This window comes from Methylobacterium nigriterrae, from assembly GCF_037106235.1.
Lineage (GTDB): Bacteria > Pseudomonadota > Alphaproteobacteria > Rhizobiales > Beijerinckiaceae > Methylobacterium > Methylobacterium nigriterrae.
The window spans coordinates 34,603-60,356 of the sequence record NZ_JBAWTG010000028.1 but is presented as its reverse complement, the minus strand read 5'-3'; the positions used below and the strand labels follow the sequence as shown (position 1 = coordinate 60,356).

Genomic DNA, 25,754 nt, shown 5'->3' with positions numbered 1-25,754 from the left:
TCCGGGCCGCCGCGGGGCGCGGCCCCGGACCGTCGCCTCACGGGTTCACCCGCAGCCCGACCAGGAAGGTGTTGTCCTTGAAGCTCGCGTTGGCGGCGGTGCTGTCTATCTGCTGGTAGATGTAGCTGCCGCGGAATGTCAGCCAGCGGTTGAAGCGGTAATCGAGGCGGCTCGTCACCGAGAAGCCCGTCTCCCGGATCGTGGTGTTCTGGTAGTCGTTGCGCAGCAGCGCGCCGCCGAGCGTGAGCGACAGGTTGCGCAGGAGGTCGTGCTGGACCTCGAGCGTCGCGGCCTCGGTGAGGATGCCGCTCGAGCCCGGCACCGTCGTCTCGGTGACGCCCGTCACCGCGCCGAAGCGGAATGTCGTGAGCGGGCTCGCGGCCCAGACCAGGGCCGCGTTGACGATCGGCGCGTTGATGTCGCGCAGCGCCGGGTCGACGTAGGTCCGGTGCTGCAGGCCGGCCGCGATCTCGCCGGTGAGGAAGCGGTTGAGCGCGAAGGCGGCGCCCGCCGTCACCGCGACGCCGTCCGAGTCGCGGCGCAGGCCGCTGGCGTCCCGGCGCAGGTCGTAGACGCGGGTGTCGGCGAGCAGGTCGACGAAGGGCGTGATGACGGGCGATATCTCGTAGGCGGTGCGCAGCCGCAGGCCGTACTGGTTGAGGTTGCGGTCGGCCTGGGACAGAACCGTGCCGTCCGACAGGCGCGCATCCTCGAACTCGGAGCGGTCGATCAGGCCGCGCAGGCTGACCTGCAGGCGGTTGAAGGTCTGCGTCGCGCCGACCGAGGTGCCGTAGGTGGCGATGATCGGCCGCGAGGCCGCGCTCGCGGCCTGCAGGTCGGGACTGCCGGTGCGCTGGGTATCGACGAGGAAGCGGCCCTCGACGTCGACGCGCAGGTCGCGGTTCGCGTCGAGGCGCAGGCGCACGTTGCCCTGGCCGTTGGGCCGGCTCGCCGCGTCGTTCTCGGGAAAGCTGAAATAGCCGCCGCGCAATTCGCCCGCGAGTTCGCTCGACGACCAGTCGCTGCGGAAGTTCAGTTCGCCCTCGCTGCGCAGGGCCACCGAGCCCCGCGCCGCCCGATCCGTGATCTGGTCGGGGTTGCTGTCGTAGCCGAGGCCCTGGGTGAAGGCCGGGAAGAACGTGACGGTGCCGAGCTTGATCCCGAGCGGCGCGTAGGCGTCCTCGGGGACCGCGAGGGGCCGGCGCAGGGCCGCGCCGAGAAGCGCCCCGGGGGTCTGCAGCCCGAGCGTCGGCGGCGCGACGGGGAAGGGTGCCGGCAGGGGCACGCCGACGACCGGGCTCTGCACGACCGGGCTCAACCGCAGCGCCGGCGGCGGCACCTGCGTCACCGCGCGGGTGATGCGCTGCGTGGCCGAGCCGATGCGGCGGGGCGGCGCCGCACGCTGGCGCAGCAGGCTGGCGGGCGCGCGGCTGTTCGGGCGGTTATTCGGGCCGTCGCCGAGCCGGGCCGCGCGCCGGGCCGTGCCGATGTTGGACAGGCTCGGGCCGGTCTCGGGCCCGGCCGGGTTGTCGCCCGCGGTCGGCGCGCCGCCGAGGCCGTTGCCGAAGAGGTCCGCGCGCGGGCTGCGGCTGGTGCGCAGGGCCGGCAGCCCGTCCGCACCCGGCACCTGGCCGGTGCCGGGATTGTCGGGCTGGCCCGCGACCGGGCTCTGGGCCGTGAAGACCGGGCTCTGGGCGAGGGCCGCGGCGGGCAGGCCGAGACAGGCGATGAGGGCGGCGAGCGCGAGGCCGCGCGGCCCGGGCCGCCCCCGCGGCTCCCCGGCCCGCCGGCGCTCCTCTGCGATCGGCCTCCCCCGCCTCACCGGCCCTGATCCCCCGCCCGTTAAGGCCCCGCCTCCGAAACCTCCCGTTTTGGTAAACGGACAGGGTTAGCGGCGGCTTAACGGGCGGAGCGAGGCGGTCGGCGCGGCAGGTTTTCCCGCCGGCCGCGGCGTTCAGCCGCCATCCGACCACATTCGCCGGCCAAGGATCCGGCCGATCGGGATGGGAACGGCGCGGCCGGCGGGAAACCTGCCGCGCGGGCAACGAGGGAGCGGGCCCGGCATGGCTCTGGCGCAGCGGGTTGAGGACGCGGAACATTCGGGCAAGACGCCCCAGGTGGCGTCCCAAGTGGCGCCCCAGGTGGCGTCCCACCCGGCGGCGGTCGCCTCGGCGCTGCGCACCCTCGCCACCGAGCGCGACGGACTCGCCTGCCTGATGGCGGCGGTGGGCAACGGGCTCGGCGCCCCCTTCACGGCGGCGGTCGAGCGGATCGGCCGCGCGAGGGGCCGCGTCATCCTCACCGGCATGGGCAAGTCCGGCCATATCGGCCGCAAGCTCGCGGCGACGCTCGCCTCCACGGGCACGCCCTCGCTCTACGTGCACCCGGCCGAGGCGAGCCACGGCGACCTCGGCATGGTCCAGCCCGACGACGTCGTGGTGGCCCTTTCCTGGTCCGGCGAGACCACGGAGCTCGCCGACATCATCGGCTACGCCAAGCGCTATCGGGTGGGCCTCGTCGCGATCACCGCCAATGCCGGCTCGACGCTGGGGCGCGAGGCCGACATCTGCCTGACGCTGCCGAAGGCCAAGGAGGCCTGCCCGAACGGGCTCGCGCCGACGACCTCGACGGCCATGCAGCTCGCGCTCGGCGACGCGCTCGCGGTGGCGCTGCTCGAGGCCCGCGGCTTCTCGGCCCGCGAATTCTCGATCTACCACCCGGGCGGGCGTCTCGGCGCCTCGCTGCGCCAGGTGCGCGAGGTGATGCATGCGGGCGACCAGCTCCCGCTCGTGCCGCTCGGCACGCCGATGCGCGCGGCCATCGCCGAGATCGACGCCAAGGGCTTCGGCTCGGTGATCGTGGTTGGGGCGGACGGGCGGCTCGCCGGCATCGTCACGGACGGCGACCTGCGCCGCAACGTCTTCCGCACCGACCTCGACCGGGTCAGCGTCGAGGCCGTGATGAGCCGCAACCCCCGCACGGTGAGCCCCGAGACGCTGCTCGCCAAGGCGCTGGAGATCCAGGAATCCATGAAGATCACGGCGCTGATCGTGGTCGAGGCGGGGCGCCCGGTCGGCCTCGTGCACTACCACGACCTGCTGCGCACGGGCGTCGCCTGAGGGGGCGGCCCGGCCTGCGCACGTCCCCCGTGCGGGTCCGGGGATTGCCGCGCCGCCCGGCTCGCGCGGAGCCCGCCCCGCCCCTATAGTCGCGCGGTGATGCCGAGCCCCGCCCATCCGGTCCGCCGCCTCGATCCGATCCTCGTCGACCGCATCGCGGCGGGCGAGGTGGTGGAGCGGCCGGCCTCGGCCGTGAAGGAGCTCGTCGAGAACGCGATCGACGCGGGCGCCCGCGCGATCGAGGTCGCGATCGAGGCGGGCGGGCGCCGCCTGATCCGGGTCGTCGACGACGGCCACGGCATGAGCCCGGCGGACCTCGCGCTGGCGGTGGAGCGCCACGCCACCTCGAAGCTGCCCGACGGCGACCTCGGCCGGATCGCCTCGCTGGGCTTCCGCGGCGAGGCGCTGCCCTCGATCGGCGCGGTGGCGCGGCTGACGATCACGACCCGGACGGAGGGTGCGGATGCGGGCGCGAGCCTGACCGTCGATGCCGGACGGGTGGGCGAGGTGCGGCCGGCGCCGGCCGCCCGCGGCACCCGCATCGAGGTGGCCGACCTCTTCGCCGCGACGCCCGCGCGCCTGAAGTTCCTGAAATCCGACCGGGCCGAGACGGCGGCGATCGGCGACATCCTGCGCCGGCTCGCCGTCGCCCACCCGGCGATCCGCTTCACGCTGCGCACCGAGAGCGGCAGCCCGATCGTCTTCCCGGCCGAGACGGAGGCGGGGCCCTCCGCGACCCTGCGCCGGCTGACCGCCGTGCTCGGCGCGGATTTCGGGCCGAACGCGGTGCCGCTCGCGATGGGCCGCGAGGGCTTCTCGCTCGAGGGCTTCATCGGACTGCCGACCTTCCACCGGGGCGCGGCCACGCACATCCACGTCACGGTGAACGGCCGGCCCGTGCGCGACCGGCTGCTGCTCGGGGCCGTGCGGGGGGCCTACGCCGACACGATGGCCTCCGACCGCCACCCGGTGCTCGGCCTCCACCTCGCCTGCGACCCGGCCGACGTCGACGTGAACGTTCACCCGGCCAAGACCGAGCTGCGCTTCCGCGAGCCCGGCCTCGTGCGGGCGCTCGTCGTCAGCGCGATCCACGAGGCCCTGCGCCGGGCCGGAGCCCGCGCGGCGACGACGGGCGCCGCCCGGGCCCTCGAGGCGCTGCGGCCGGCGGGGCAGGGGGGCGGGGCGTCCCCGGGGCACGCGCCCGGCGCGTTCCGCCCGCACACCGGCGCCGCCGCCCCGGGCCTGTTCCGCCCGGCCCCGTTCCCGGCGACGGCCCCCTCCTTCGCGGCGCCCCGGGGCTACGGCCCGGCCCACCGCCGGCCCGGAGCGCCGGCGGACGCGGCGCCCGAGCCCGCGGGCCTGTCCGAGGCCGCGCAGGCGCTGCTCGAGCCGGACCTCGCGCCGCCGGCCGCGGACCTGCGCACGCCCGAGCCGGAGGAGCCCCTCGACCATCCCCTCGGCGCCGCCCGCGCCCAGCTCCACGAGACCTACATCGTGGCCCAGACCCGCGACGGGATCGTCCTCGTCGACCAGCACGCCGCCCACGAGCGCCTCGTCTACGAGCGGCTGAAGCGCGAGCGGGCGCGCGGCGGCATCGCCCGCCAGGGGCTGCTCATCCCCGACGTCGTCGAGATGGCGCCCCACGACGCCGAGCGGCTCGTCGCCGCCGCCCCCGACCTCGACCGGCTCGGGCTCACGCTCGAGGCCTTCGGGCCCGGCGCCGTGCTGGTGCGCGAGGTGCCGGCGATCCTCGGCGAGGCCTCGATCCGCGACCTCGTCGCCGACATCCTCGACGCGCTCGCGGAGAGCGGCCAGGAGGAGGGGGGCGAGGGCGACACGCGGGAGGGCGGCCCGCTCGGGCGGCGCCTCGACGCGATCCTGTCGCGCATGAGCTGCCACGGCTCGATCCGGGCGGGGCGGCGCCTGCGGCCCGAGGAGATGAACGCGCTCCTGCGCGAGATGGAGGCGACGCCGCTCTCAGGGTCCTGCAACCACGGCCGCCCCACCTTCGTCGCGCTGAAGCTCGCCGACATCGAGCGCCTGTTCGGGCGCCGCTAGAGGGATGCGGGAATCCGGCAACCTGTTCGCGGATGTCGTGCCCGGCGCCGCCGAGGAGCAGGTCCGCGAACTCCTCGGCGCGCCGGGCCTGCGCATCGAGCGCATCGTCTCGACGGGTCAGGCGAGCCCACCGGGCTTCTTCTACGACCAGCCCCGGGCCGAGTGGGTGGTGCTGCTCTCGGGCTCGGCCAGTCTGCTGTTCGCCGACGAGCCCGGGCCGCGCCACCTCACCCCCGGCGACTACGTGCTGATCGCCCCCCATCGCCGCCACCGCGTCGAGGCGACGTGTCCGGATGGGCCGAGCGTGTGGCTCGCGGTGCATTTCGGGGATGGCTGAAACGGGCGCGGGTCACCGCTCCCGCAGGACGGGAGCGCCCTGATGGAGTTCCGCACGCCGCGGCCGGTCGGGCCGGGCGGCCCCTATCCGCCCGCGAAGCGCGCGAGCGTGACGGCCGTGTCGCCGTAGCCGCGGCGCTCCAGCTCGGCGAAGCCCGGCGGCAGGGCGAGCGCGGCGCTGCCCGCCTCCTCGACGAGCACGAGCGCGCCGGGGGCGAGCCAGTCGCCCGCGGCCGCGGCCGCGAGCGCCGCCGGGGCGAGGCCGCGGTTGTAGGGGGGGTCGCAGAAGACGAGCGAGAAGCGCCCGGCCGGCCCCGCCGGGCCGAGCCGGGTGGCGTCTCGGCGGAACAGGCGGGTGGCACCCTCGAGGCCCAGGGCCTCGATGTTCTGGCGGATCAGCGCGCGGGCCTCCGCGCCCTCGTCGACGAGGAGCGCGTAGGCCGCGCCCCGCGAGAGCGCCTCGAAGCTGAGCGCCCCCGTGCCGGCGAAGAGGTCGAGGACGCGCGCGCCAGCCACCGCGTCGTCGTAGGCGTGGGCGAGCACGTTGAACAGCGCCTCGCGCAGCCGGTCCGAGGTCGGCCGGATCGCGTCCGAGCGGGGCGCTGCGAGGCGGCGGCCCCGCAGGTCACCGCCGACGATCCTCACCGGGCGCCGCGGGGCGGGCGCCCGCCGGGCCTGCTGCCCCCGGGCTTGCCGCTGCCGGGCCTGCCACCGGGCCTGCCACCTCCGGGCTTGCCGCTGCCGGGCTTGAACCCGCCCGCCTTGAACCCGCCGGGCTTGCCGTCCCGGGCGCCGCCGCCCTTGAAATCGCGCTTGAAGTCACCCCTGGCGCCGCTCTTGAAATCGCCCTTGAAATCGCCTTTGGGACCGCCCGAGCCGCCGCGCGGCCCACCGCGCTCGGCCGCACCGCCGGACCGCGACGCACCCTTGAAGCCGCCCGAGCGCTCGCCCCCGAACCCCGAGCGGGGCTTGTCGCCGAACCCGGTGCCCGGCCTGCCGGCCCCGCCCCCGTAGCCCCGCTCCTCGCCGCCGCGGTCGCGGCGGGAGGGCGGCCGCTCGCCGCCCTCGCCGGGGCGCGGCCGGAAGCTGGCTTCGCGGCGCGGACGCTCCGCGCTCCCGCCGGCCTCTTCGTGACGGCGCGGCGGGCGCGGGGCCCGCGCGGGGGCGGCCTCGTCGAGCTTGCGGAAGCGGGTGCGGCGGTGCGGCTCGGGCAGCGGCTCGGGCGGGCTCGCCATGAGGCGCTCCACCACGACGCGGCGCTCGCCGGTCCTGATCGCGCCGACGCGCTCGCGCCCGCGCTCGGCGGCGCCGGCCCGCTCGCTTCGCGGGTCGGCGCCGCGGCGTGGAACCTTGGCCGGGCGCGTGAAGCCGGTCTCCCCGGCCTCGTCGGCCCGCCAGACCGAGCGGCGCGGCCCGGCCCCCATGCCGCCGGTCGGAACCCGGGCAGGGGTCGGCGGACGGGCCGGACGGCCGAAGGCCGGGGCGCGGTCCTCGCCCGCGGACCGGCCGCGCGCAGGCCGCGCCCGGCCGGCCTCCCTGGACGTTTCCGCGGCCTGGTTCGCGGCCTCTTTGGCGGCCTGCTTGGGCGAGCCGAACGGCTCGATGGGCTCGCGCACCGGGCTCTCGAAATCGACCCCCGCCTGCGCGGCGAGGCTCGCTCCGAGCTGGTCCTTGAGGACCCGGGTGCGCACCTCCTCGACGAGGCCGGCTTCGAGGTCGCCGAGCTGGAACGGCCCGAAGGAGAGGCGGATCAGCCGGTTCACGGCCAGCCCGAGATGCTCGAGGATGCGCTTGACCTCGCGGTTCTTGCCCTCGCGCAGGCCGAGCGTCAGCCAGAGGTTGTCGCCCTGCACCCGGTCGAGATGGGCCTCGATGGGACCGTACGCCATGCCGTCGATGGTGACGCCCTTGCGCAGCGCGTCGAGCGCGGCCTGGTCGGTGTCGCCGTGGGCGCGCACGCGGTAGCGGCGCAGCCAGCCGGTATCGGGATGCGCGATCACCTTGGCGAGGCCGCCGTCGTTGGTGAGCAGCAGCAGCCCTTCCGTGTTGATGTCGAGGCGGCCCACCGCCACCACCCGCGGCAGGTCCTCCGGCAGGGCCTCGAACACGGTCTGGCGCCCCTCCGGGTCGCGGGCCGTGGTGACGAGGCCGCGCGGCTTGTGGAAGATCCACAGGCGGGTGCGCTCGCGGGCCGGCAGGGGCTCGCCGTCGATCGTGATGCGGTCGGCCTCCGTCACGTTGATGGCGGGCGAGTCGAGCACCTGCCCGTTGAGGGTGACGCGTCCCTCCGCGATCATCGCCTCGGCGTCCCGGCGGGAGGCGATGCCGGCGCGCGCGATCGCCTTGGCGATGCGCTCGCCCTCGGGTGCGGCCTCGATCTCGCCGGTCTCGGATGTCTGTGTCTTGGATTTACTGGCCTTGGACGGCTGTGCCCGGGATTCCTGCGCCGCGCCGGCATCCTGGTGGGCGGCGGCCCCCCGCCGCCGCGGGGGCGCCTCGCCGCCGCGCCTGCCCGCCTGCGGCCGCTCGGAGCGCGGTCGCCGCTCCAGTCCCTCGTCGCCGGGCGCGGGCTCGGAATTCGCGTCGGTGGCCGGGCTCCAGGTCGGGCCGGCGGCCGCCTCCGCCGCGGGATCGGGCTCGCGCGCCGCGTCCGGCTCGCGGGCGTTCTCGTTCGGGATGTCGCTCATGCGAGCCCCATAACAGAGCGGGTCCGCGGGCGCGAGACGTCTTCGAGGCCTTGTTCGGGGCCTTGTCCGGGGCCGTCCCGGCGGTCCGGAACGCGAAAAGGCGGCCCAGAGGCCGCCTTTCCGTGTCGTCGGGTCCTCGGGCCCGGCCGCGTCAGAGCCTCGGCGAGCGCCCGCGCATCACGCCGAACACGGCCGAGATGAGGAACAGGGCGATCGCGACGAAGAAGACGATCTTGGCCGCCTCCATCGCGGTACCGGCGATCCCGCCGAACCCGAGCAGGGCCGCGATGACCGCGACGACGAGGAATGTGACTGCCCAACCGATCATGGTGTCCTCCGTGACTGATGATGCCGCTAACGACGAAGCTTGGCCGCCGGTTCCGGGTGGTCGGCGCCGCTCAGAGCTTCCTGTCGGCGGCATCCTTCGCGGCGTCGGCGGCACTCTTCACGCCGTCCTTCGCGTCTCCCACAGTACGCTGGGCGGCGCCTTTCAGTTCCTGAGTCTTGCCCTCGGCCTGCATCCGCTTGTTGCCGGTCGCCTCGCCGAGTCCCTGCTTGGCATTGCCGACCGCCTCGTTGGCGGCGCCCTTGAGCTTGTCGGTGGTGCTGCTCATCGCTCGATCCTCGCGTTGTGGTTGCGGCCTGGCCGCCTTGGGGAACAGAACGGACGCGTCCGGGCGATGTTCCGTCGATTAACATGGCAATCAGCCCAGGCGGTCCGGCCGCCGCAGGCCTCACGGCCCGCTTCCCGGGGCGGGGACGGGAGACTAGAAGCGGTGCCGTGACCGCTCCGATCCCGCCCGGACCCGCCGACGATCCCTTCGCCCTCGCCTTCGCGGCGGCCCGCCGCGCGGGCGGGGAGGGCGAGGTGCCGGTCGGTGCAGCGATCGTGCGGGACGGACAGATCCTGGCGGTCGCCCACAACCGGCCGCGCGCGCTCAGCGACCCGACCGCGCATGCCGAGATCCTGGCGATCCGGGCCGCCTGCGCGGCGCTCGGCGACGAGCGCCTGAGCGGCTGCGACCTCTACGTCACCCTCGAACCCTGCCCGATGTGCGCGGGCGCGATCTCCTTCGCGCGGATCCGGCGCCTCTACTTCGCGGCCCCCGACCCGAAGGGCGGCGGGGTCGAGCACGGGCCGCGCGTGTTCAACCAGCCGACCTGCCACCACGCGCCCGAGGTCTACGGCGGATTCCGCGAGGCGGAAGCCGCCGCGCTGCTGCGCGATTTCTTCGGCCGGCGCCGGGGCTGAACCGCGGGCACGGCCCGGACGTTGCCGCAGCGGTTTCGGGAGATCCGAGAGCATGCTGCGAAAAGGTGGCGACGGTTTTTCGCTCAGAGCATGCTCCAACCAATTGAATCGATCGAGGAGTCGCCCATGGTCCCGCGCTACGACCGCGCCCTCATCGTCGGCAGCGGCTCGGGGCTCAGCGCCTCGCTCGCCCGCCTGTTCGCGGCCGAGGGGCTGCGCGTCGGGCTCGCCGCGCGCGATGTCGGCAAGCTGGCCGGTCTCGCGGCCGAGACGGGGGCGGTGCTGCAGGCCTGCGACGCGAGCCGCCCGGCCGCGGTCGAGGCCCTGTTCGCCCGCGTCGAGCCGGCGCTCGGCGGGCATCCGGACGTGGTGGTCTACAACGCGAGCGGCCGCCTGCGCGGCGCGGTCGCCGACCTCGACCCGGAGGCGGTGCGCGAGGCCCTGCTGGTGTCGGCCTATGGCGGCTTCCTGGTGGCGCAGGCGGCGGCCAGGCGCATGCTGCCGGCCCGCCACGGCGCCCTCCTGTTCACGGGCGCCTCCGCGAGCGTGAAGGGGTTCGCCGGCTCCGCCCCCTTCGCCATGGGCAAGTTCGGCCTGCGCGGCCTCGCCGAGAGCCTGTCGCGGGAATTGCAGCCGCAGGGCATCCACGTCGCGCATGTCGTGATCGACGGCGCCATCCGGAACCCGGCCCGGGGGCCGGAGCCCGCCGACGCGCCGGACAGCACCCTCGACCCGGACGCGATCGCCCGGACCTATCTCGACCTCCTCCGGCAGGACCGCAGCGCCTGGACCTCGGAGGTGGCGCTGAGGCCGTGGGTCGAGAGGTTCTGAGGCCCGACGGGATCGGGCGCCCTTCCGGTGCGGGCGGCCCTCCCCGTGCCGGTGCCGTCACGCGCCCAGGAACCCCCGCAGGGCCGGCAGCGTCGCCTCCGGGTTCTCCTCGGCGAGGAAGTGGCCGGACGCGATCACCGCCCCGGTCGCGTGCGGGGCGAAGGTGCGCTGCCAGGCGGCGAGCGCGCTCTCGGGCTTGCCGCGCTCGAGATAGGCGTCGCTCGCCAGCACCAGCACCGGCATCGCCAGGGTGCGGCCCGCCGCGAGGTCGGCCGCGTCGGCCGCCCGGTCCGGTCCGTCGGCGGCCCCGGCCCGGTAATCCTCGCACATGGCGTGGATCCGCTCGGGCACGTTCCAGGACTGGCGGTAGAGATCGAGCGCGGCGGGCGCGAAGGCCTGGAGGTCGCCGGCCCTCGTCCAGGCGCGCAGCAACCCCTCGTAGTAGGAATCGGGGCCGCGGTGGCGGATCTCGGTCTCCGGCCCGGGCGCCGGGCCGGCCAGGAACGGCCAGTGCGGATTCATGCCCGGATGCGCCTCGATGCGCTCCCACTGGACCAGCGTCGGCACGATGTCGAGGAGGGCGAGGCGCGCCACCGGGCCGGGCTCGTCGAGGGCGAGCCGGTAGGCCACCCGCGCGCCCCTGTCGTGCCCGGCGAGCGCGAAGCGGACGTGGCCGATCCGCTCCATCAGGGCGACGATCTCGCGGCCCTGCCGGCGCTTCGCGTAGGTCTCGTGGGCCGCGTCCCCGGCGGGCGCGTCCGACCAGCCGTAGCCCTTCAGGTCGAGGCAGATCACCCGGTGGTCGCGCGCCAGCGCCGGCGCCAGGCGGTGCCACATGGCGTGCGTCTGGGGGAAGCCGTGCAGCATGAGGAGCGGCGGCGCATCCGCCGGCCCGCCGGCGCGCGCGAAGGCGCGGCCGCCGGGCCCGTCGAGCCAGAGGGATTCGAAGCCCGGAAACAGGTCCGCCTGGACGTCGTCGGCCATGATCGCCCTCCCGTCCGCTCAGGTTGGCGCCGCGCGGCCCGACGTCAACACGCGGGACGGCGCACGGCTCCCGGATACCCGACACAGTTGTACGCGCATCCGGGCCTATCGCAGAATTGATTCTTAAGACATCGCCGGCAGGATGATCTGGTTCTTGCCGGTGGTTCGATGCCAGCACAACGTCTCGAAGATTTCGCGCAGGTCGCCTCGGACTGGTTCTGGGAAACGGATGCCGGCCAGTGCTTCACCTATCTCAGCCCGAGCATGGCACATCTCCTCGGCCGTGACATCGACGACTTGATCGGGCGCCCGCGCGAGTCGATCTCGGCCAATCTGCACGACACGGCCTTCTGGAAACCCTATCTCGGCGCCCTGGCGCGGCGGAAGGGCTTCCGGGATTTCAACTATCCTTACGCGCATCCCGACGGGAGCACGCGCTGGTTCCGGATCAGCGGCGAGCCGCGCTTCGCCCCGGACGGGACCTTCCTCGGCTATCGCGGGATCGGCACCGACGTCAGCCGCGAGCGCGACGCGCGCGACGCGCTCGCGGCGGCGCTGGACGATGTGCAGGCGTCGCATGAGCGGCTTCTGGAGCAGAACCGCCGCTTCGAGGCGGCGCTCAGCAACATGACGCAGGGCCTGTGCATGTTCGACGCCAGGTCGCGCCTCGTCGTCTGCAATCACCGCTACCGGGAGATCTTCGGCCTGGAGCCGGAGGCGGCGCTCACCGGCATGGCCCAGCGCGAGATCTGCGAGATCCTGGTGGCCCGCGGCTGCTACCGGCGCGACGTCACGGTCGACAGCCTGTGCGAGGGGACCCGCCTCGCCCTCCAGGCCGACGAGCGGGCCCCGATCCACCGCGAGCTCGCCGACGGGCGCATCCTGGCGATCTGCTACCGCACCCTCGAGGGCGGCGGCTGGGTCTCGACCTTCGAGGACATCACCGAGCGGCGCCGGAACGAGGCGCGCATCGCCCACATGGCGCGCCACGACGCGCTGACCGACCTACCGAACCGCACCGCCCTGCGCGAGCACGGCCTGGAGCTGATGGGGGAGGGGCGCCGGGACGAGGGGCGGCGCCTGGCCATGCTCTGCCTCGACCTCGACCGGTTCAAGGCCGCCAACGACAGCCACGGCCACGGCGTCGGCGACGCCCTGCTCAAGGCCGTGGCCGAGCGGCTCTGCGCCAACGTGCGCACCGGCGACCTCGTGGCCCGCCTCGGCGGCGACGAGTTCGCGGTGCTGCACCGGGTCGCCGAGGAGCAAGGGGCCGTCACCCTGGCCGAGCGCCTGATCGCCGTGGTGAGCGCGCCCTACGAGCTGTCCGGCGTCACGGTCGAGATCGGCATGAGCGTCGGCATCGCCATGGCGATGAGGGACGCGGACGACGTCGACCGGCTCCTGCGGGACGCCGACACCGCGCTCTACCACGCCAAGGGCAACGGCCGCGGGCAGGCCTGCCTGTTCGAGCCCGCCATGGACGACACTGCCAAGGCCCGCCGCCTCTTGGAGCGGGAGCTGCGCGAGGCCCTGGCGGAGGGCGCCTTCGAGCTGCACTATCAGCCGCTCGTCGATCTCGGCAGCGGCGCCGTGACCGGGGTCGAGGCCCTGCTGCGCTGGCGCCACCCGGAACGGGGCCTCATCGCGCCCGCGACCTTCATCGCGGTGGCCGAGGAGACCGGGCTCATCGTCCCGATCGGCGAGTGGGCGCTGAACCAGGCCTGCCGCGACGCGTCGGGCTGGGACACGGATGTCAGCGTCGCCGTCAACGTCTCCGCCGTGCAGCTGCGCCACCGCAGCTTCGCGCAGGTGGTGCTGATGGCGCTCGCCGCGAGCGGCCTCAGGCCCGAGCGGCTGGAGATCGAGATCACCGAGAGCGTGCTCCTCGATGATACCGAGGCCAATCTCGAGACGCTGCATCTCCTGCGGCGCACCGGCATCCGCATCGCGATGGACGATTTCGGGACCGGCTACTCGAGCCTGAGCTACCTGCGCCGCTTCCCCTTCGACAAGATCAAGATCGACCGCTCCTTCGTGCGCGACGCCGGGCTCGCCCCGGACGCGGCCGCGATCATCCGGGCGCTCGTCAGCCTCGGCGCGAGCCTCGGCATCACCACGCTCGTCGAGGGCATCGAGACGGAGGAGCAGCTCGCCGCCGTGCGCGCCGAGGGCTGCCAGGAGATGCAGGGCTTCCTGTTCAGCCCGCCCCGGCCCGCCCACGAGATCGCGGCGCTGCTGCGGGAGGAGCGCCGGCTCCGGGCCGCCTGAGCGCGGCCGCCGCCCCGTGCCGCGGCGCCGGCGCCTACTTGCCCTGCAGCGACTTCGAGAGGACGGCCACCCGGCGGGCCATCCGGCGCGCCGGCGCGTCGAGCGCGTCCATGAACAGGATGCCGCCGATGACGGACGCGACCATGATCAGGAGTTGGGCGAGCGCCTCGGACATCGACGGGTCTTTCCAAACTGGGGCCGGCGCCCCGCTTCCGCCGGGAGCGCCCGCCTCCATACGGCCGGAACAGAGTGAACGCGGCGTTACCCCGCGCGTACGGCCGCGCACTTTCCGGCCCGGGTGCGGCGGCGCGGTCACGATCCCGTTCCCGCGGCTGGGTCCCGCGACCTGGCGCCCGTCGCGAACTGGCGCCCGTCGCGAACTGGCGCCCGTCGCGACGCGGGTCCTCGCCGAACCCGCGCCGGAGCGGCGGCCGGCGCGGAGGCGGCCTCAGATGCCCCCGCCCGCCACCTCGCGGGCGACGGCGCGCCGCCCGATGTCGCGGCGGCAGAAACCCTCCGGCCAGTCGATGCGGGCGACCGCCGCGTAGGCGCGGGCCTGCGCCTCCATGACGCTGTCGCCGAGGGCCGTGACGGCGAGCACCCGGCCGCCATCGGCCAGGAGCCGGCCGCCCTCCTGGCGGGTGCCGGCCTGGAACACGAAGACGGCGTCGCTCGCCGCCGCCGCCTCGACGCCCCGGATGTCCGAGCCGCGCACCACCGTGCCGGGATAGCCCGCCGCCGCCATCACGACGGTGAGCGCCGCCCGGTGCTCGTCGAATTCGAGGGCGACGCCCGAGAGGTCGCCGTCGCAGGCCGAGAGCAGGGCCGGGACGAGGTCCGAGGAGAGGCGCGGCATCAGCACCTGCGCCTCGGGATCGCCGAAGCGCGTGTTGTACTCGATGAGCTTCGGCCCGTCCTCGGTCAGCATCAGGCCGGCATAGAGGATGCCGGTGAAGGGCGTGCCGCGCTCGCGCATGCCCCTCAGCGTCGGCGCGATGATGGCGTCCATCACCCGCCGCTCGAGGGCCGGCGTCACGATGGTGGCCGGCGAGTAGGCGCCCATGCCGCCGGTATTCGGGCCGCGGTCCCCGTCGAAGACCCGCTTGTGGTCCTGCGCCGTGCCGATCGGGACCGCGCGGGTGCCGTCGCAGAGGGCGAAGAAGCTCGCCTCCTCGCCGGTCAGGCATTCCTCGATCACGATCTCGGCGCCGGCCTCCTGGAAGAGCGCGCGCACGGCGCTCTCCGCCTGGTCGAGGGTCTCGGCCACGGTCACGCCCTTGCCGGCCGCGAGCCCGTCCGCCTTGACGACGATCGGCGCACCCCTGCCGCGCAGGTAGGCGAGCGCCGGCTCGAGCGCCGAGAAGCGCGCGAAGGCGGCGGTGGGGATGCCGTACTCGGCGCAGAGATCCTTGGTGAAGCCCTTCGAGCCCTCGAGCCGGGCCGCGGCCCGCGTCGGCCCGAAGGCGCGGATGCCGGCGGCCGTGAGGTCGTCGACGAGGCCCGCCACCAATGGCGCTTCCGGCCCGACCACCACGAGGCCGACGCCGTTCGCCTCGCAGAAGGCGAGCACGGCGTCGTGGTCCGAGACCCTGAGGTCGGGCCGGTTCTCGCCGTGCCGCGCCGTGCCCGGATTGCCGGGCGCGGTGAACAGGCGGGTGCAGAGCGGGCTCTTGGCGAGGGCGTAGGCCAGCGCGTGCTCGCGGCCGCCGGAGCCGATCAGGAGGATGTTCATGGGACCGGGGTTTTCCTCAAAAACCGGCCCAGAGGAAAGGAGAATCCGCGCCCCCGGCCCGCGCCGTGCACGGGAACGGCCGCGCCGCCCCGCGACTTGTCGCGGTCGGAGAGAGGAGCGGCGCGATGACGCGGGCAGCACGCGGCGGGGAGCCGCGCTTCACCATCGAGCGGGCCGCGAGCCTCGTCCAGACGCTCGCGATCGTCGCGGCCGGCGCCTGGGCGGTCTACACCTTCATCTACGAGGCGCGGATCAAGCCGGGGCTGGAGCCGCCCGCCGTCTCGGTGAAGACCGACCTCGTCAGGGCGGGCGAGCGCGGCGACCGGGTCGCGATCCGCTCCACTCTCACCCGCACCAATGTCGGGCGCACCGGCGTGCGCATCCTCGGCCTGACCTACAACGTCGTCGGGATCAGCGCCGTCGTCGGGATCAGCGCCCGGTTCGGCAGCGATCCCGGCCGCGCGCGGGCCTTCGAGGCGGGCCTCGCCGGATCCGCGAGCGTCGGCGCGGCGCGCGACTACGCGCTGAGCGAGCCCGGCACCGTGATCCTGCGGCAGGGCAACCTGTTCTCCGGCGCCGCCGACGGGCCCGCCGAACCCTCCGACCTCAACCCGGGGGAGGCCGTCTCGCGCGACCTCATCCTGTACGCCGACCGCACGCAGTTCGACTTCCTGCGCGTCGAGGTCAGCCTCGCCTATGCCCGGGCCGACGACGGGCCGGTGCGACTGCGCTTCGAGGCCGGGGAGGGCGGGCGCCTCGGCCTCGTGCCCCAGGCCGATTGCCGGGCCGAGCCCGAGACCTGCCGGCGCCTCAAGGCCACGGATTTCGCCACCGAGTTTTCCCTCTGGTGAATCGCGCTCGGGCCGGCAGCGTGGCGCCCGCGCCCTCGACCGGGCCGGCGGCCGGCGCTAGCCTCGCGCCCATGTCCATCCTCGCCGCCCTGACGCAGCCCGCGCCCGATCCGAACCAGGCCGCGACGAACCAGACCGAGTGGTCGGTCGGCGACCTCGCGGCGGCCCTGCGCAGGACGCTGGAGGACGCCTTCGGCCACGTGCGCCTGCGCGGCGAGATCTCGGGCTATCGCGGCCAGCACGGCTCGGGCCACGCCTACTTCTCGCTCAAGGACGGCAACGCCCGCATCGACGCGGTGGTCTGGAAGGGCACCTTCAACCGCCTGCGTCAGAAGCCGAAGGAGGGGCTCGAGGTCGTCGCGACGGGCAAGATCACGACGTTTGCCGGCAAGTCCTCCTACCAGATCGTCGTCGAGAGCCTGGAGCCCGCCGGCATCGGCGCCTGGATGGCGCTGCTCGAGGAGCGCAAGCGCGCGCTCGCGGCGGAGGGCCTGTTCGCGGCCGAGGCCAAGCGCCCGATCCCCTACCTGCCGCGCGTGATCGGCGTCGTCACCTCGCCGACCGGGGCCGTCATCCGCGACATCCTGCACCGGCTGGAGGACCGCTTCCCGCGCCACGTGCTGGTCTGGCCGGTCCGGGTGCAGGGGGAGGGGGCGGCCGACGAGGTCGCCGCCGCCATCCGGGGCTTCAACGCGCTGTCCCCCGGCGGGCCGGTGCCGCGGCCGGACGTGCTCATCGTCGCCCGCGGCGGCGGCTCGATCGAGGATCTCTGGGCCTTCAACGAGGAGGCGGTGGTGCGCGCCGCGTTCGAGAGCCGGATCCCGCTGATCTCGGCGGTGGGCCACGAGACCGACACGACGCTGATCGACCACGCCGCCGACCGGCGCGCGCCGACCCCGACGGGCGCCGCCGAGATGGCGGTGCCGGTCCGCCTCGACCTCGTCGCCGGGGTCGACGACCTCGCCCGGCGCCAGCGCGGCGCGATCGGGCGCAAGCTCGAGCGCGAGCGCAGCGACCTGCGGGCGACGCTCCGGGCGATGCCGGGCACCGAGGCGTTCCTGGCGGCCAAGCGCCAGCGCCTCGACCTCGCCGAGGCGCGGCTGCGGCCGGCGCTGGCCGGCAACGCCCGCACCTTCCGGGAGCGCCTGGCCCGCGTGCTGGAGCGCCTCGCCCGCCACCCGCCCGAGCTCGGCCTCGCGCGCGCCCGCGCCCGCCTCGCGGCCATCGACCACCGGCCCCGCACCGCGCTCGCGCACCACGTCGCCCGCCGGGCCGATGCGCTCGCCGGCCTCGACCGGCTGCTCGGCTCGCTGAGCTACAAGGCCGTGCTCGCCCGCGGCTACGCGCTCGTCCGGGACGAGGCCGGCGCGAGCGTGCGCAGCGCGGCCGCGCTGCGGCCCGGCGAGCGCCTGCGGCTCACCTTCGCCGACGGCAGCGCTTCGGCCCGGGCCGAGCCGGACGGAGAGGGGGCGCAGGCCGTCCCGGCGCCGCGGCCGGCGCGCGCGCCGAAGCAAGCCGGCAGGCAGGCCGGCAAGCCAGCCGACAAGCCTCCCGCCGGCGAGGCGCCCGCCGCGCGCCAGGGCAGCCTGTTCTGAGTGACGGCGCGGTTTGCGGCTCCGTGGCGCGGGTCTGCCGCCGCGACGCCTTGCCGGCGCCGGCCGCGGCGCCAGATCGGACCTCCAGCACAGGAGGACATCCCGATGAAGCACGGCGCCCGCAACGACATCCCGGCCGAGGTGGTCGAGATCAAGCACGGCACGCTGATGGCGCAGGTCGAGGCCCGGATCGTCGGGACCGAGTACCGGATCACCTCCGTGATGACGCTCGATTCGCTGCGCGCGCTCGATCTCCGGCAGGGCGACCGCGTCAACGTCGTGGCCAAGGCGATGAACGTGCTGCTCGTGCGGCCCTGACCGGGATTCGCAACCCTGCCCTCCGGGCGCACCGGTTGACGGGCGCTCCCGCGTTTGCGACCGGCTGCCCGCGGCCCGGCCCGAGCCCGAACCTTGCTTCGGAGCCGCCCGCGACGCGGACCGGGTGCCGGAGGTGAGGACCATGACCACGACGATCGACAGCGACCAGAAGCTCCACCTCGTCTTCGGCGGCGAGCTGCAGAGCCTCGAAGGCGTCCGCTTCCGCGACGTGAAGGGCCTCGACGTGGTGGGCATCTTCCCCGACTACGCCTCCGCCCAGTCGGCCTGGAAGGCCAAGGCCCAGGCCACCGTCGATTCCGCGCAGACCCGCTACTTCATCGTTCACCTGCACCGGCTGCTCGAGCCGTGAGCTGTGCAGCGGGGAGGCCGAATCCCGTGAAGGCATTGTGACACTTCCCCGCCGCTGATATGAGCCCGCCCGTCCGTTCCGCGCGACCGGGCAGCGGGCCCGTTTCCAAGTCCTGCGTATCGTCTCAAGTCTCGGCCCGGGATTCCCGACGTGAGTGTGCCGGCATGAAGTCCTCGATCAAGATCATCGCCGGCAATGCCAGCCGACCATTGGCCGAGGCCATCGCCGCCTACCTCGAACTGCCGCTCGCCAAGTGCATGGTGCGCCGCTTCGCCGACATGGAGATCTTCGTCGAGCTGCAGGAGAACGTGCGTGGCGAGGACGTCTTCATCGTCCAGTCGACGTCCTTCCCCGCGAACGATCACCTGATGGAGCTGCTCATCATGATCGACGCGGCGCGGCGCTCCTCGGCGCGGCGCATCACGGCGGTGATCCCGTATTTCGGCTATGCCCGGCAGGACCGGCGCACCTCGGGCCGCACCCCGATCTCGGCCAAGCTCGTGGCCAACCTGATCACGGAAGCGGGCGCCGACCGGGTGCTGACCCTCGACCTCCATGCCGGCCAGATCCAGGGCTTCTTCGACATCCCGACCGACAACCTCTTCGCGGCCCCCGTGATGGTGCGCGACATCAAGGAGCGGCTGTCGGGCGGCGACCGCATGGTGGTCTCGCCCGACGTCGGCGGCGTCGTCCGCGCCCGCGCCATCGCCAAGCGCATCGACGCGCCCCTCGCCATCGTGGACAAGCGCCGCGAGCGGCCCGGCGAATCGGAGGTCATGAACATCATCGGCGAGGTCGAGGGGCGCTCCTGCATCCTCGTCGACGACATCGTCGATTCGGGCGGCACGCTCGTGAATGCGGCCGAGGCCCTCCTCAATGCCGGCGCCCGGGACGTCTCGGCCTACATCACCCACGGGGTCCTGTCGGGAGGCGCGGTCTCGCGCATCGCCGCCTCGCGCATGAAGGAGCTCGTCATCACCGACTCGATCCAGCCGACGCAGGCCGTCAAGCTCGCCCGCAACATCCGCGTCGCCACCATCGCGCCGCTGCTCGGCGAGGCGATCGGGCGCACCGCCACCGAATCGAGCGTGTCGAGCCTGTTCGACTGAAGGCCGGCGCGGCGGTTCGGCCGCAGGCCGGCCGCATGGGCATTGCGTCCCACCGCCCTATCTCCCGCCCGGGATACGACGGGGAGGGGGGCCCGCCGGGCTTCATGGGCGGCAGCGTCATCATCGGCATCCACGGGCTCGCCAACAAGCCGCCCGAGGAGGAGAAGGCCCGCTGGTGGCGGGCGGCGATCGCGGAAGGCTTCGCCCGCAACGCCGCCGCGGCCGCGGCCGACTTCACGTTCGACTTCGTCTACTGGGCGGACCTGCGCTACGACGAGCCGCTCGCCGGGGGGCGCAACCTCGAACCCTACCGGGCCGTGGACGGGGTCGGCGCCTTCCCGCGCTTCGATCCGGAGGCGGATGCCGGCCGCACCAGCCTGACGGGCCGGCTCTACCGGACGCTCGGCCGGGTCGAGAGCGCCACGGGGCTGACCCTGCTCGACGACGCCATCCTCGAGTACCGGCTCGACGACCTCTGGAACTACCACAAGGACCGGGACTTCCGCGAAGCCGCCCGGTCGCGGCTCGCCGCCTGCCTGGCGCGGCACCGGGGGCGGCGCATCCTCCTCGCCGCCCACTCGATGGGCGCGATCATCGCCTACGATTGCCTGCGCCTGCTCGACCGGGGCGGGCGGGGCGTGCGCGTCGAGCACCTCGTTACCCTGGGGGCGCCGCTCGGCCTCGTCGAGGTGCGGCAGGAGATCGAGGCCGAGCACGGGCAGGCCCGCATGCCGGACAGCGCGCGGGCCTGGACGAACCTCTCCGACCCCGGAGACGTCGCCACGGTGGCGGCCCGGCTCGGCGAGGATTTCGCGCCGAATTCCCGCGGCGCCCGGGCCCTCGACGTGCCGGTGCACAACGCCTATCGCCGCCCGGACGGGGCGCCGAACCGCCACAAATCCTACGGCTACCTGCGCACGCCGGAATTCTCCGAGATCGCGCTCGCCTTCCTCGGCGCCTGAGGGGGCCCGCGTCCGGGACGGGCGGTCGATCCCGATTGCGCGGAAGCCCTTGGAACCTATATAGATGGCATTCCCCTTTTACAGCGTGAGACGGGATGCTCCGGACCCTCGGAAAGCCGGGCCGGAGCCCGCGGACCATCGTCCGCGCGAGCCCCGAGCCCGTCCCCGCCCATTCGTTGGAGTTGCCCCGATGTCCCAGGGTCCGCTGATGCCGAAGGCGACCGCCGTGTGGCTCGTCGAGAACACCTCGCTCGCCTTCGAGCAGATCGCCGACTTCTGCAAGCTGCACCCCCTCGAGGTGAAGGGCATCGCCGACGGCGAGGTGGCGGCAGGCATCAAGGGGCTCGACCCGATCACCACGGGCCAGCTCACCCGCGACGAGATCGAGAAGGCGCAGAAGTCGCCGAGCTACCGCCTTAAGGTCGCCGTGTCGAAGGTGAAGCTGCCCGAGGTGAAGCGCACCACCAAGGGCCCGCGCTACACCCCGCTCTCCCGGCGCCAGGACCGCCCGAACGCGATCCTCTGGCTGCTGCGCAACCATCCCGAGCTGAAGGACGCGCAGGTCATCCGGCTCGTCGGCACCACCAAGTCGACGATCCAGCAGATCCGCGAGCGCACCCACTGGAACTCGGGCTCGCTGCAGCCGATGGACCCGGTGACGCTCGGGCTGTGCACGCAGATCGACCTCGACTTCGAGGTGCAGCGCGCCGCCAAGGACCGCCCCGCCGTGGCGGCCGATGCCGGCGCCTCGCTGCTGCCCGCCGAGGTCTCGACCGCGCCAGAGGCCGGGCACGAGGAGGCCGACGACCATCGCGCCGGCGGCCGCGACGAGCGCCTCGACGCGGATTCGGTCTTCGCCAAGCTCAAGGGCATGCGCCGGACCGACGAGGACGACGAGGAGGCGTAGGCCCGCACCCGACCGGAATCATCCTTCCGGCCTGCCTCGAAATCGAGGGTCGCCACGCGTCCCGCCCTGCGCGATAGTGCAGGCCGCGACGCTGACGACAGGAAGAGACGCCCCATGGCCTCTCCCGGCTGCGACATCGATGCCGGCGCGGTCCGCGGCCCGCCCGGCCCGGCCCCGGCCGACATCGCGGACGGGCTCCGGGCCGCCGCGCCGCCCGAGCCGGTCACGCTCGCCCAGTCGCTGATGATCGAGGCTGGCTGGAGCCCGGCGAATTTCGGGGAGGCGGGGCCGAACCCGCCCTATCTGCGCATCGGCAGCAAGATCCGGGTGACGCTTTCGGAGGTCGAGCCCTGCTTCGCCTCCTTCAACCGCGACCGCGGGCTGTTCCGCTCCAAGGTCTCGATGCTGGAGCACCTGCAGAAATACGATCAGATCATGGTCGACCCGATCGCCTTCGAGGAATGCTTCGGCCCCGGCGAGGGCACCGAGGCGACCTTCCCCTTCGGCTCCTGGCTGACCATCCGGGCCGTCGAGTTCGACGGCCTGAAGCTGTGGGGACGGCGGCACGGCCGCGTGGTGCTGCCGCTGGAGCCGCTCGCGATCGCCTCGGCGGTCTGGCTCAGGAACGCCCCCGCCCACTGAGGCCGGAAGCGGCCGATCCCTTGTCGACTGAGCCGGAAGCGGCCGATCCCTCGACCACTGGGCCGGAAGCGGCCGATCCCTTGTCGACTGAGCCGGGGCGGCCGATCCCTCGTCCGCGAGGCCGGAACCTGCCGCCCATGCCGCGCCGACCGGCGAGGCCCGACGCCGCGCCGGCAGCGGGAACGCGCGTCATTTTGCCCGGCGTCGACGCGGATTAAATGTATATTCAAGACGTGCGGACGCGAATACGCGAGCGCTCGCGGTTTCGGCCGGTCGATCACGGCGATATTCAGATCATCGCCGCGCGGTCTGCCGGCAAAGTTTCATCGGCCCGTCGCAAAACCGGCCCTATCAGCTTTCGGTGGCCCACGCAGATCACGCATCGGCCGCGACAAGACGGGGCGGTCCAGGACGACAACAGGCGCGCCTCGTTCACGCCCGCAACGGAGGCTGCGCGTCGTCATGGCCAATGCAGGACCGATCAAGAACATCGTCATCATGATCGCCGACGGGGCGGGCTTCAACACGCTGGAGGCGACCCGCCTCTACCTGAAGGGCCTGGCCGACGGTGACGCCCGCGCGGGCGCGGCCGGGACGGTGCTGATCGCCGACGGGCCGACCTTCGCGGCGACCGCGCAATCGGTCTATCCGCTCGACACCCGCACCACGCCGGTGCCCGGCGAGACCGGCCTCGCCCAGAACCCGGCGGTGGTCTACGACCCGGTCAGGAACTACGACTTCGCGCGGGTCTCCGGGCTCGATCCGAACGGCCAGCCGCGCGCCTTCGCGGGCTACGAGTGGAACCGCAACACCTATCCGGATTCCGGCAACACCGCCTCGTCGATCGCCACCGGCGACAAGACCTACAACAACGCCATCGACGTCGACGGCAACGGCGCCGAGCTGTACTCGATCGCCGAGCTCGCCAAGCAGCAGGGCAAGGCCACCGGCGTCGTCACCACGGTGCAGTTCAGCGACGCGACCCCCTCGGCAACGGGCGGCGCCCACAACATCAGCCGCGCCAACGCCAACCAGATCGCGCTCGAGATGTTCGGCTCGGGAACGCTCGACGTCATCGCGGGCACCGGCAACCCGGATTACGACGATAACGGCCGCCTGCGCACCGCGCCCGACTACCAGTGGATCGGTGCCGATCTCTGGAACTCGCTGAAGGCCGACACCTACCGCTCGCAGGACGGGGCGAGCTGGGACCTGCTGCAGGACCGCGCCGCGATCCAGGCCGCCGGCACCGGGACGCCGACGGCCGAGCGCCTCGCCATGATCTCGAAGGCGTTCACGAGCAACAACTTCAACCGCTCGGGCGCGGCCGCGCCGAACGCCACCGAGATCCCGTTCAGCGTGCCGCGGCTCGAATCCTCCGCCACCCTCTCGGAACTGTCGCTCGCGGCGCTCAACAAGCTGAACGCCGATCCGGACGGCCTCTACCTGATGATCGAGGGCGGCGCCGTGGACCGCGCCATGCACGCGAACAACCGCGGCCGCATGATCGAGGAGTACATCGACTTCAACAACGCCGTGAAGACGGTCGTCGACTTCATCAACGCGCCGACGAGCCGGGCGACCTTCGAGGACACGCTGCTGATCGTCACCGCCGATCACGACCACCTGTTCTTTGGCCCCGAGGGCGCCACGATCCCCTACCAGCCCGTGCAGCCCGACCGGGACGGGGACGGCGTGCCGGAGGGACTGTTCTTCTCCACCAACCACTCGAACCAGATCATCCCGCTCTTCGCGGCGGGTGCCGGCTCGGCCGGCCTGCCGCAGCTCGCCGACCAGCGCGACTCCTTCACGAACCCGCAGGGCCAGGTGATCGGCAGCGGCCGCGCCTTCACGGACGAGGCGGAACTCGGCAACTACCTGCTCGCGCAGGCGCGCCTCGGCGCCACGGCGGTGAGCGAGGGCAACGACAATTTGATCGGCTCGGAGGCCGGCGACAGCCTCGACGGCAACGACGTGATCGACGGGCGCGGCGGCAACGACACGCTGAACGGCGGGGCCGGCAACGACGTCATCAGCGGCGGCACCGGCGACGACGTGATCACGGGCGGGACCGGCAACGACACCGTGCTGTTCAACGTCTCGACGGACGGGGCCGACCGGACGAATCTCGGCGAGGGCAGCGACCGCGCCGACATCTCGGCCGCGGCGCCCGGGCAGGTCCGTCTGACCTTCACCTCGGCCGAGGTCGGCAACGGCAACGCCAATGACGGGCAGACCGGCGCCAACCAGGACGGCGGCCTCGCCGTCCGCCTGCAGGCGGAGGGCGCCGGCGACGCGCTGACCGGGCCCGTCAGCCGCTTCGACGACGAGGGCATCACCTTCGTGGCCGCCACCACCGGCCTCACCTTCGACGTGCGGGACCTCGTGGCCGGCACGCAGCGCGGGGACGCCTTCCGGGTGGTCGCGCTCGGCACCTCGGGCAGCGACGCGCTCGGCCCGGTGGCGGGCCGCGAGGCGCAGAGCCACTACGTCAATGCCGGCCAGGGCAACGACACGGTGACGGGCGGCAGCGCCGCGGACTTCCTAGTGGGCGGGGCCGGCAACGACGTCCTCAACGGCGCGGCCGGCGACGACAGCTTCATCGGGGGCGCCGGGGACGACGCCATCAACGGCGGCGCCGGCATCGACCGGGCGATCTTCGCCTATGCCCTCGGGGCGGCGCAGATCAGCCTCGGCGCCTCGGGGGCCATCATCGTCACGGGACCGGAGGGCACCGACACCCTGCGGGGGATCGAGCAGGTCCAGTTCTCGGACCGCGTGATCGACAACGCCGACGGCTCGCCCCTCGTGGACGACCTGTTCTACCTCGCGACCAGCCGCGACGTGGCCGCCGCCGGGATCGATGCGGACACCCACTACCAGCAGTCCGGCTGGAAGGAGGGGCGCGACCCCGACGCGCTGTTCTCGACCAACGGGTATCTCGCGGCCAATCCGGACGTGGCGCGCGCCGGGCTGAACCCGCTCAGCCACTACGACCAGAACGGCTGGCGCGAGGGGCGCGACCCCGGCGCCGGCTTCGACAACGAGCTCTACCTCGCCCGCAACGCCGACGTGCGCGCCGCCGGCATCGACCCGCTGGCGCATTACCTGCAATCCGGACAGGAGGAGGGCCGGGCGATCGGCAAGGCGATCGGCAAGGCGTCCGATCTCGGTGCGGCCAAGGGTTTCGACGCAGAGTACTACCTTCTGTCGAACGCCGACGTGGCCAAGGCCGCGCTCTCGGCGGGCGGCGACAGCTTCGCCTTTGCCCGCCAGCATTTCGAGAGCTTCGGCTGGAAGGAGGGGCGCGACCCGAACGCGGCGTTCGACACCAAGGGCTATCTCGCGGCCTACGCCGATGTCGCGCGGGCGGGCATCAACCCGCTCGCGCACTACGACCAGAACGGCTGGAAGGAGGGCCGCGACCCCTCCGTCGGCTTCGACTCCTCGGCCTACATCGCCGCCAACCGCGACGTGGCGGCGGCCGGCATCGACCCGATGCAGCACTACCTGCAATTCGGGATCTACGAGGGCCGCAACCCCTTCGCCGACGCCAGCTTCGGCGCCGGATCCGTCGGGCAGAGCCTACCGCGAGAAAGCGGCAACGGCTTTCCGCTCAAAGCAGGCTCCAACTGATTGATCCGATCATGTTTTCCGCGTTTTAGCCGATTCGGTCAAAGCGCGGCATGATCCGGGCGAGGCCGGGCCGCGGCGGCACGGGACCGGACGCGAC

The 25,754-nt window shown here is 73.6% G+C and carries 23 protein-coding genes; 15 read left to right on the top strand and 8 right to left on the bottom strand.

The annotated features are described in order from the left end of the window. Window positions 1–37: 37 nt before the first annotated feature. A complete protein-coding gene (locus WDW90_RS16420; RefSeq protein ID WP_336488470.1) occupies window positions 38–1,822 on the bottom strand; it encodes an outer membrane beta-barrel protein in 1,785 nt (594 codons plus the stop codon). A gap of 241 nt (window positions 1,823–2,063) precedes the next feature. On the opposite strand from WDW90_RS16420, the gene WDW90_RS16415 reads away from it, so the two are divergent. From WDW90_RS16415 to WDW90_RS16405, 3 genes are all read left to right on the top strand, one after another. After that, on the top strand, window positions 2,064–3,119 hold the full coding sequence (locus tag WDW90_RS16415) for a KpsF/GutQ family sugar-phosphate isomerase (protein ID WP_336488469.1): 1,056 nt from the start codon (window positions 2,064–2,066) through the stop codon (window positions 3,117–3,119). Window positions 3,120–3,218: 99 nt separating this feature from the next. After that, entirely contained in the window at window positions 3,219–5,177 is a 1,959-nt protein-coding gene (gene mutL / locus WDW90_RS16410) for a DNA mismatch repair endonuclease MutL (RefSeq protein ID WP_336488468.1), read from the top strand. A 4-nt stretch (window positions 5,178–5,181) separates the two neighbouring features. Continuing rightward, entirely contained in the window at window positions 5,182–5,514 is a 333-nt protein-coding gene (locus WDW90_RS16405; protein ID WP_336488467.1) for a cupin domain-containing protein, read from the top strand. Window positions 5,515–5,597: 83 nt separating this feature from the next. Here the strand turns inward: WDW90_RS16405 and rsmD are convergent, their stop codons facing one another. The 4 genes from rsmD to WDW90_RS16385 all read right to left on the bottom strand — a co-directional run bounded on the left by rsmD (window position 5,598) and on the right by WDW90_RS16385 (window position 8,814). Further along, window positions 5,598–6,158, bottom strand: coding sequence for a 16S rRNA (guanine(966)-N(2))-methyltransferase RsmD (gene rsmD, locus WDW90_RS16400; protein WP_336488466.1), 561 nt, complete (start codon window positions 6,156–6,158; stop codon window positions 5,598–5,600). Then, window positions 6,155–8,200 (bottom strand): pseudouridine synthase, encoded by a 2,046-nt coding sequence (locus WDW90_RS16395; RefSeq protein ID WP_336488465.1) that lies wholly within the window; start codon window positions 8,198–8,200, stop codon window positions 6,155–6,157. The genes rsmD and WDW90_RS16395 overlap by 4 nt, the downstream gene beginning before the upstream one ends. Window positions 8,201–8,351: 151 nt before the next feature. Beyond that, window positions 8,352–8,528 carry a DUF1328 domain-containing protein gene (locus tag WDW90_RS16390; protein WP_109895258.1) on the bottom strand — a complete coding sequence of 59 codons (177 nt, stop codon included), beginning with the start codon at window positions 8,526–8,528 and terminating at the stop codon, window positions 8,352–8,354. A gap of 70 nt (window positions 8,529–8,598) precedes the next feature. Then, window positions 8,599–8,814, bottom strand: coding sequence for a CsbD family protein (locus tag WDW90_RS16385; protein WP_336488464.1), 216 nt, complete (start codon window positions 8,812–8,814; stop codon window positions 8,599–8,601). A gap of 167 nt (window positions 8,815–8,981) precedes the next feature. Between WDW90_RS16385 and WDW90_RS16380 the strand changes: the two genes are divergently transcribed. After that, window positions 8,982–9,452 (top strand): nucleoside deaminase, encoded by a 471-nt coding sequence (locus WDW90_RS16380; protein ID WP_336488463.1) that lies wholly within the window; start codon window positions 8,982–8,984, stop codon window positions 9,450–9,452. 126 nt (window positions 9,453–9,578) lie between these two features. Further along, on the top strand, window positions 9,579–10,283 hold the full coding sequence (locus tag WDW90_RS16375; protein WP_336488462.1) for an SDR family NAD(P)-dependent oxidoreductase: 705 nt from the start codon (window positions 9,579–9,581) through the stop codon (window positions 10,281–10,283). Between the two features lie 57 nt (window positions 10,284–10,340). Here the strand turns inward: WDW90_RS16375 and WDW90_RS16370 are convergent, their stop codons facing one another. Next, on the bottom strand, window positions 10,341–11,267 hold the full coding sequence (locus WDW90_RS16370) for an alpha/beta fold hydrolase (RefSeq protein ID WP_336488461.1): 927 nt from the start codon (window positions 11,265–11,267) through the stop codon (window positions 10,341–10,343). 168 nt (window positions 11,268–11,435) lie between these two features. Here WDW90_RS16370 and WDW90_RS16365 point away from each other — a divergent pair, with 168 nt between their 5' ends. Continuing rightward, window positions 11,436–13,535 carry a sensor domain-containing protein gene (locus tag WDW90_RS16365; protein ID WP_336488460.1) on the top strand — a complete coding sequence of 700 codons (2,100 nt, stop codon included), beginning with the start codon at window positions 11,436–11,438 and terminating at the stop codon, window positions 13,533–13,535. A 34-nt stretch (window positions 13,536–13,569) separates the two neighbouring features. Here WDW90_RS16365 and WDW90_RS16360 read toward each other — a convergent pair whose 3' ends face one another. Together WDW90_RS16360 and purD are read right to left on the bottom strand one after the other, a co-directional pair. After that, on the bottom strand, window positions 13,570–13,710 hold the full coding sequence (locus WDW90_RS16360) for a hypothetical protein (protein WP_336488459.1): 141 nt from the start codon (window positions 13,708–13,710) through the stop codon (window positions 13,570–13,572). 273 nt (window positions 13,711–13,983) lie between these two features. Further along, on the bottom strand, window positions 13,984–15,267 hold the full coding sequence (gene purD, locus WDW90_RS16355; protein WP_336488458.1) for a phosphoribosylamine--glycine ligase: 1,284 nt from the start codon (window positions 15,265–15,267) through the stop codon (window positions 13,984–13,986). 125 nt (window positions 15,268–15,392) lie between these two features. Between purD and WDW90_RS16350 the strand changes: the two genes are divergently transcribed. From WDW90_RS16350 to WDW90_RS16310, 9 genes are all read left to right on the top strand, one after another. Further along, window positions 15,393–16,118, top strand: coding sequence for a hypothetical protein (locus WDW90_RS16350; RefSeq protein ID WP_336488457.1), 726 nt, complete (start codon window positions 15,393–15,395; stop codon window positions 16,116–16,118). A gap of 71 nt (window positions 16,119–16,189) precedes the next feature. Further along, on the top strand, window positions 16,190–17,713 hold the full coding sequence (gene xseA / locus WDW90_RS16345) for an exodeoxyribonuclease VII large subunit (RefSeq protein WP_336488484.1): 1,524 nt from the start codon (window positions 16,190–16,192) through the stop codon (window positions 17,711–17,713). Between the two features lie 105 nt (window positions 17,714–17,818). Continuing rightward, complete coding sequence (locus tag WDW90_RS16340) at window positions 17,819–18,031, top strand: TOBE domain-containing protein (protein ID WP_336488456.1); 213 nt, start codon at window positions 17,819–17,821, stop codon at window positions 18,029–18,031. Between the two features lie 142 nt (window positions 18,032–18,173). Then, window positions 18,174–18,401, top strand: a complete 228-nt coding sequence (locus WDW90_RS16335) for a DUF4170 domain-containing protein (RefSeq protein WP_336488455.1) — start codon at window positions 18,174–18,176, stop codon at window positions 18,399–18,401. Window positions 18,402–18,565: 164 nt separating this feature from the next. After that, window positions 18,566–19,510, top strand: coding sequence for a ribose-phosphate pyrophosphokinase (locus WDW90_RS16330; protein ID WP_336488454.1), 945 nt, complete (start codon window positions 18,566–18,568; stop codon window positions 19,508–19,510). Between the two features lie 104 nt (window positions 19,511–19,614). Next, window positions 19,615–20,472, top strand: a complete 858-nt coding sequence (locus tag WDW90_RS16325; RefSeq protein WP_336488453.1) for a lipase family protein — start codon at window positions 19,615–19,617, stop codon at window positions 20,470–20,472. Window positions 20,473–20,662: 190 nt separating this feature from the next. Then, window positions 20,663–21,379 carry a DUF1013 domain-containing protein gene (locus WDW90_RS16320; protein ID WP_336488452.1) on the top strand — a complete coding sequence of 239 codons (717 nt, stop codon included), beginning with the start codon at window positions 20,663–20,665 and terminating at the stop codon, window positions 21,377–21,379. A 114-nt stretch (window positions 21,380–21,493) separates the two neighbouring features. Continuing rightward, window positions 21,494–22,021, top strand: coding sequence for a hypothetical protein (locus WDW90_RS16315; protein ID WP_336488451.1), 528 nt, complete (start codon window positions 21,494–21,496; stop codon window positions 22,019–22,021). A 462-nt stretch (window positions 22,022–22,483) separates the two neighbouring features. Next, window positions 22,484–25,657, top strand: coding sequence for an alkaline phosphatase (locus WDW90_RS16310; RefSeq protein ID WP_336488450.1), 3,174 nt, complete (start codon window positions 22,484–22,486; stop codon window positions 25,655–25,657). Window positions 25,658–25,754 lie beyond the last annotated feature (97 nt).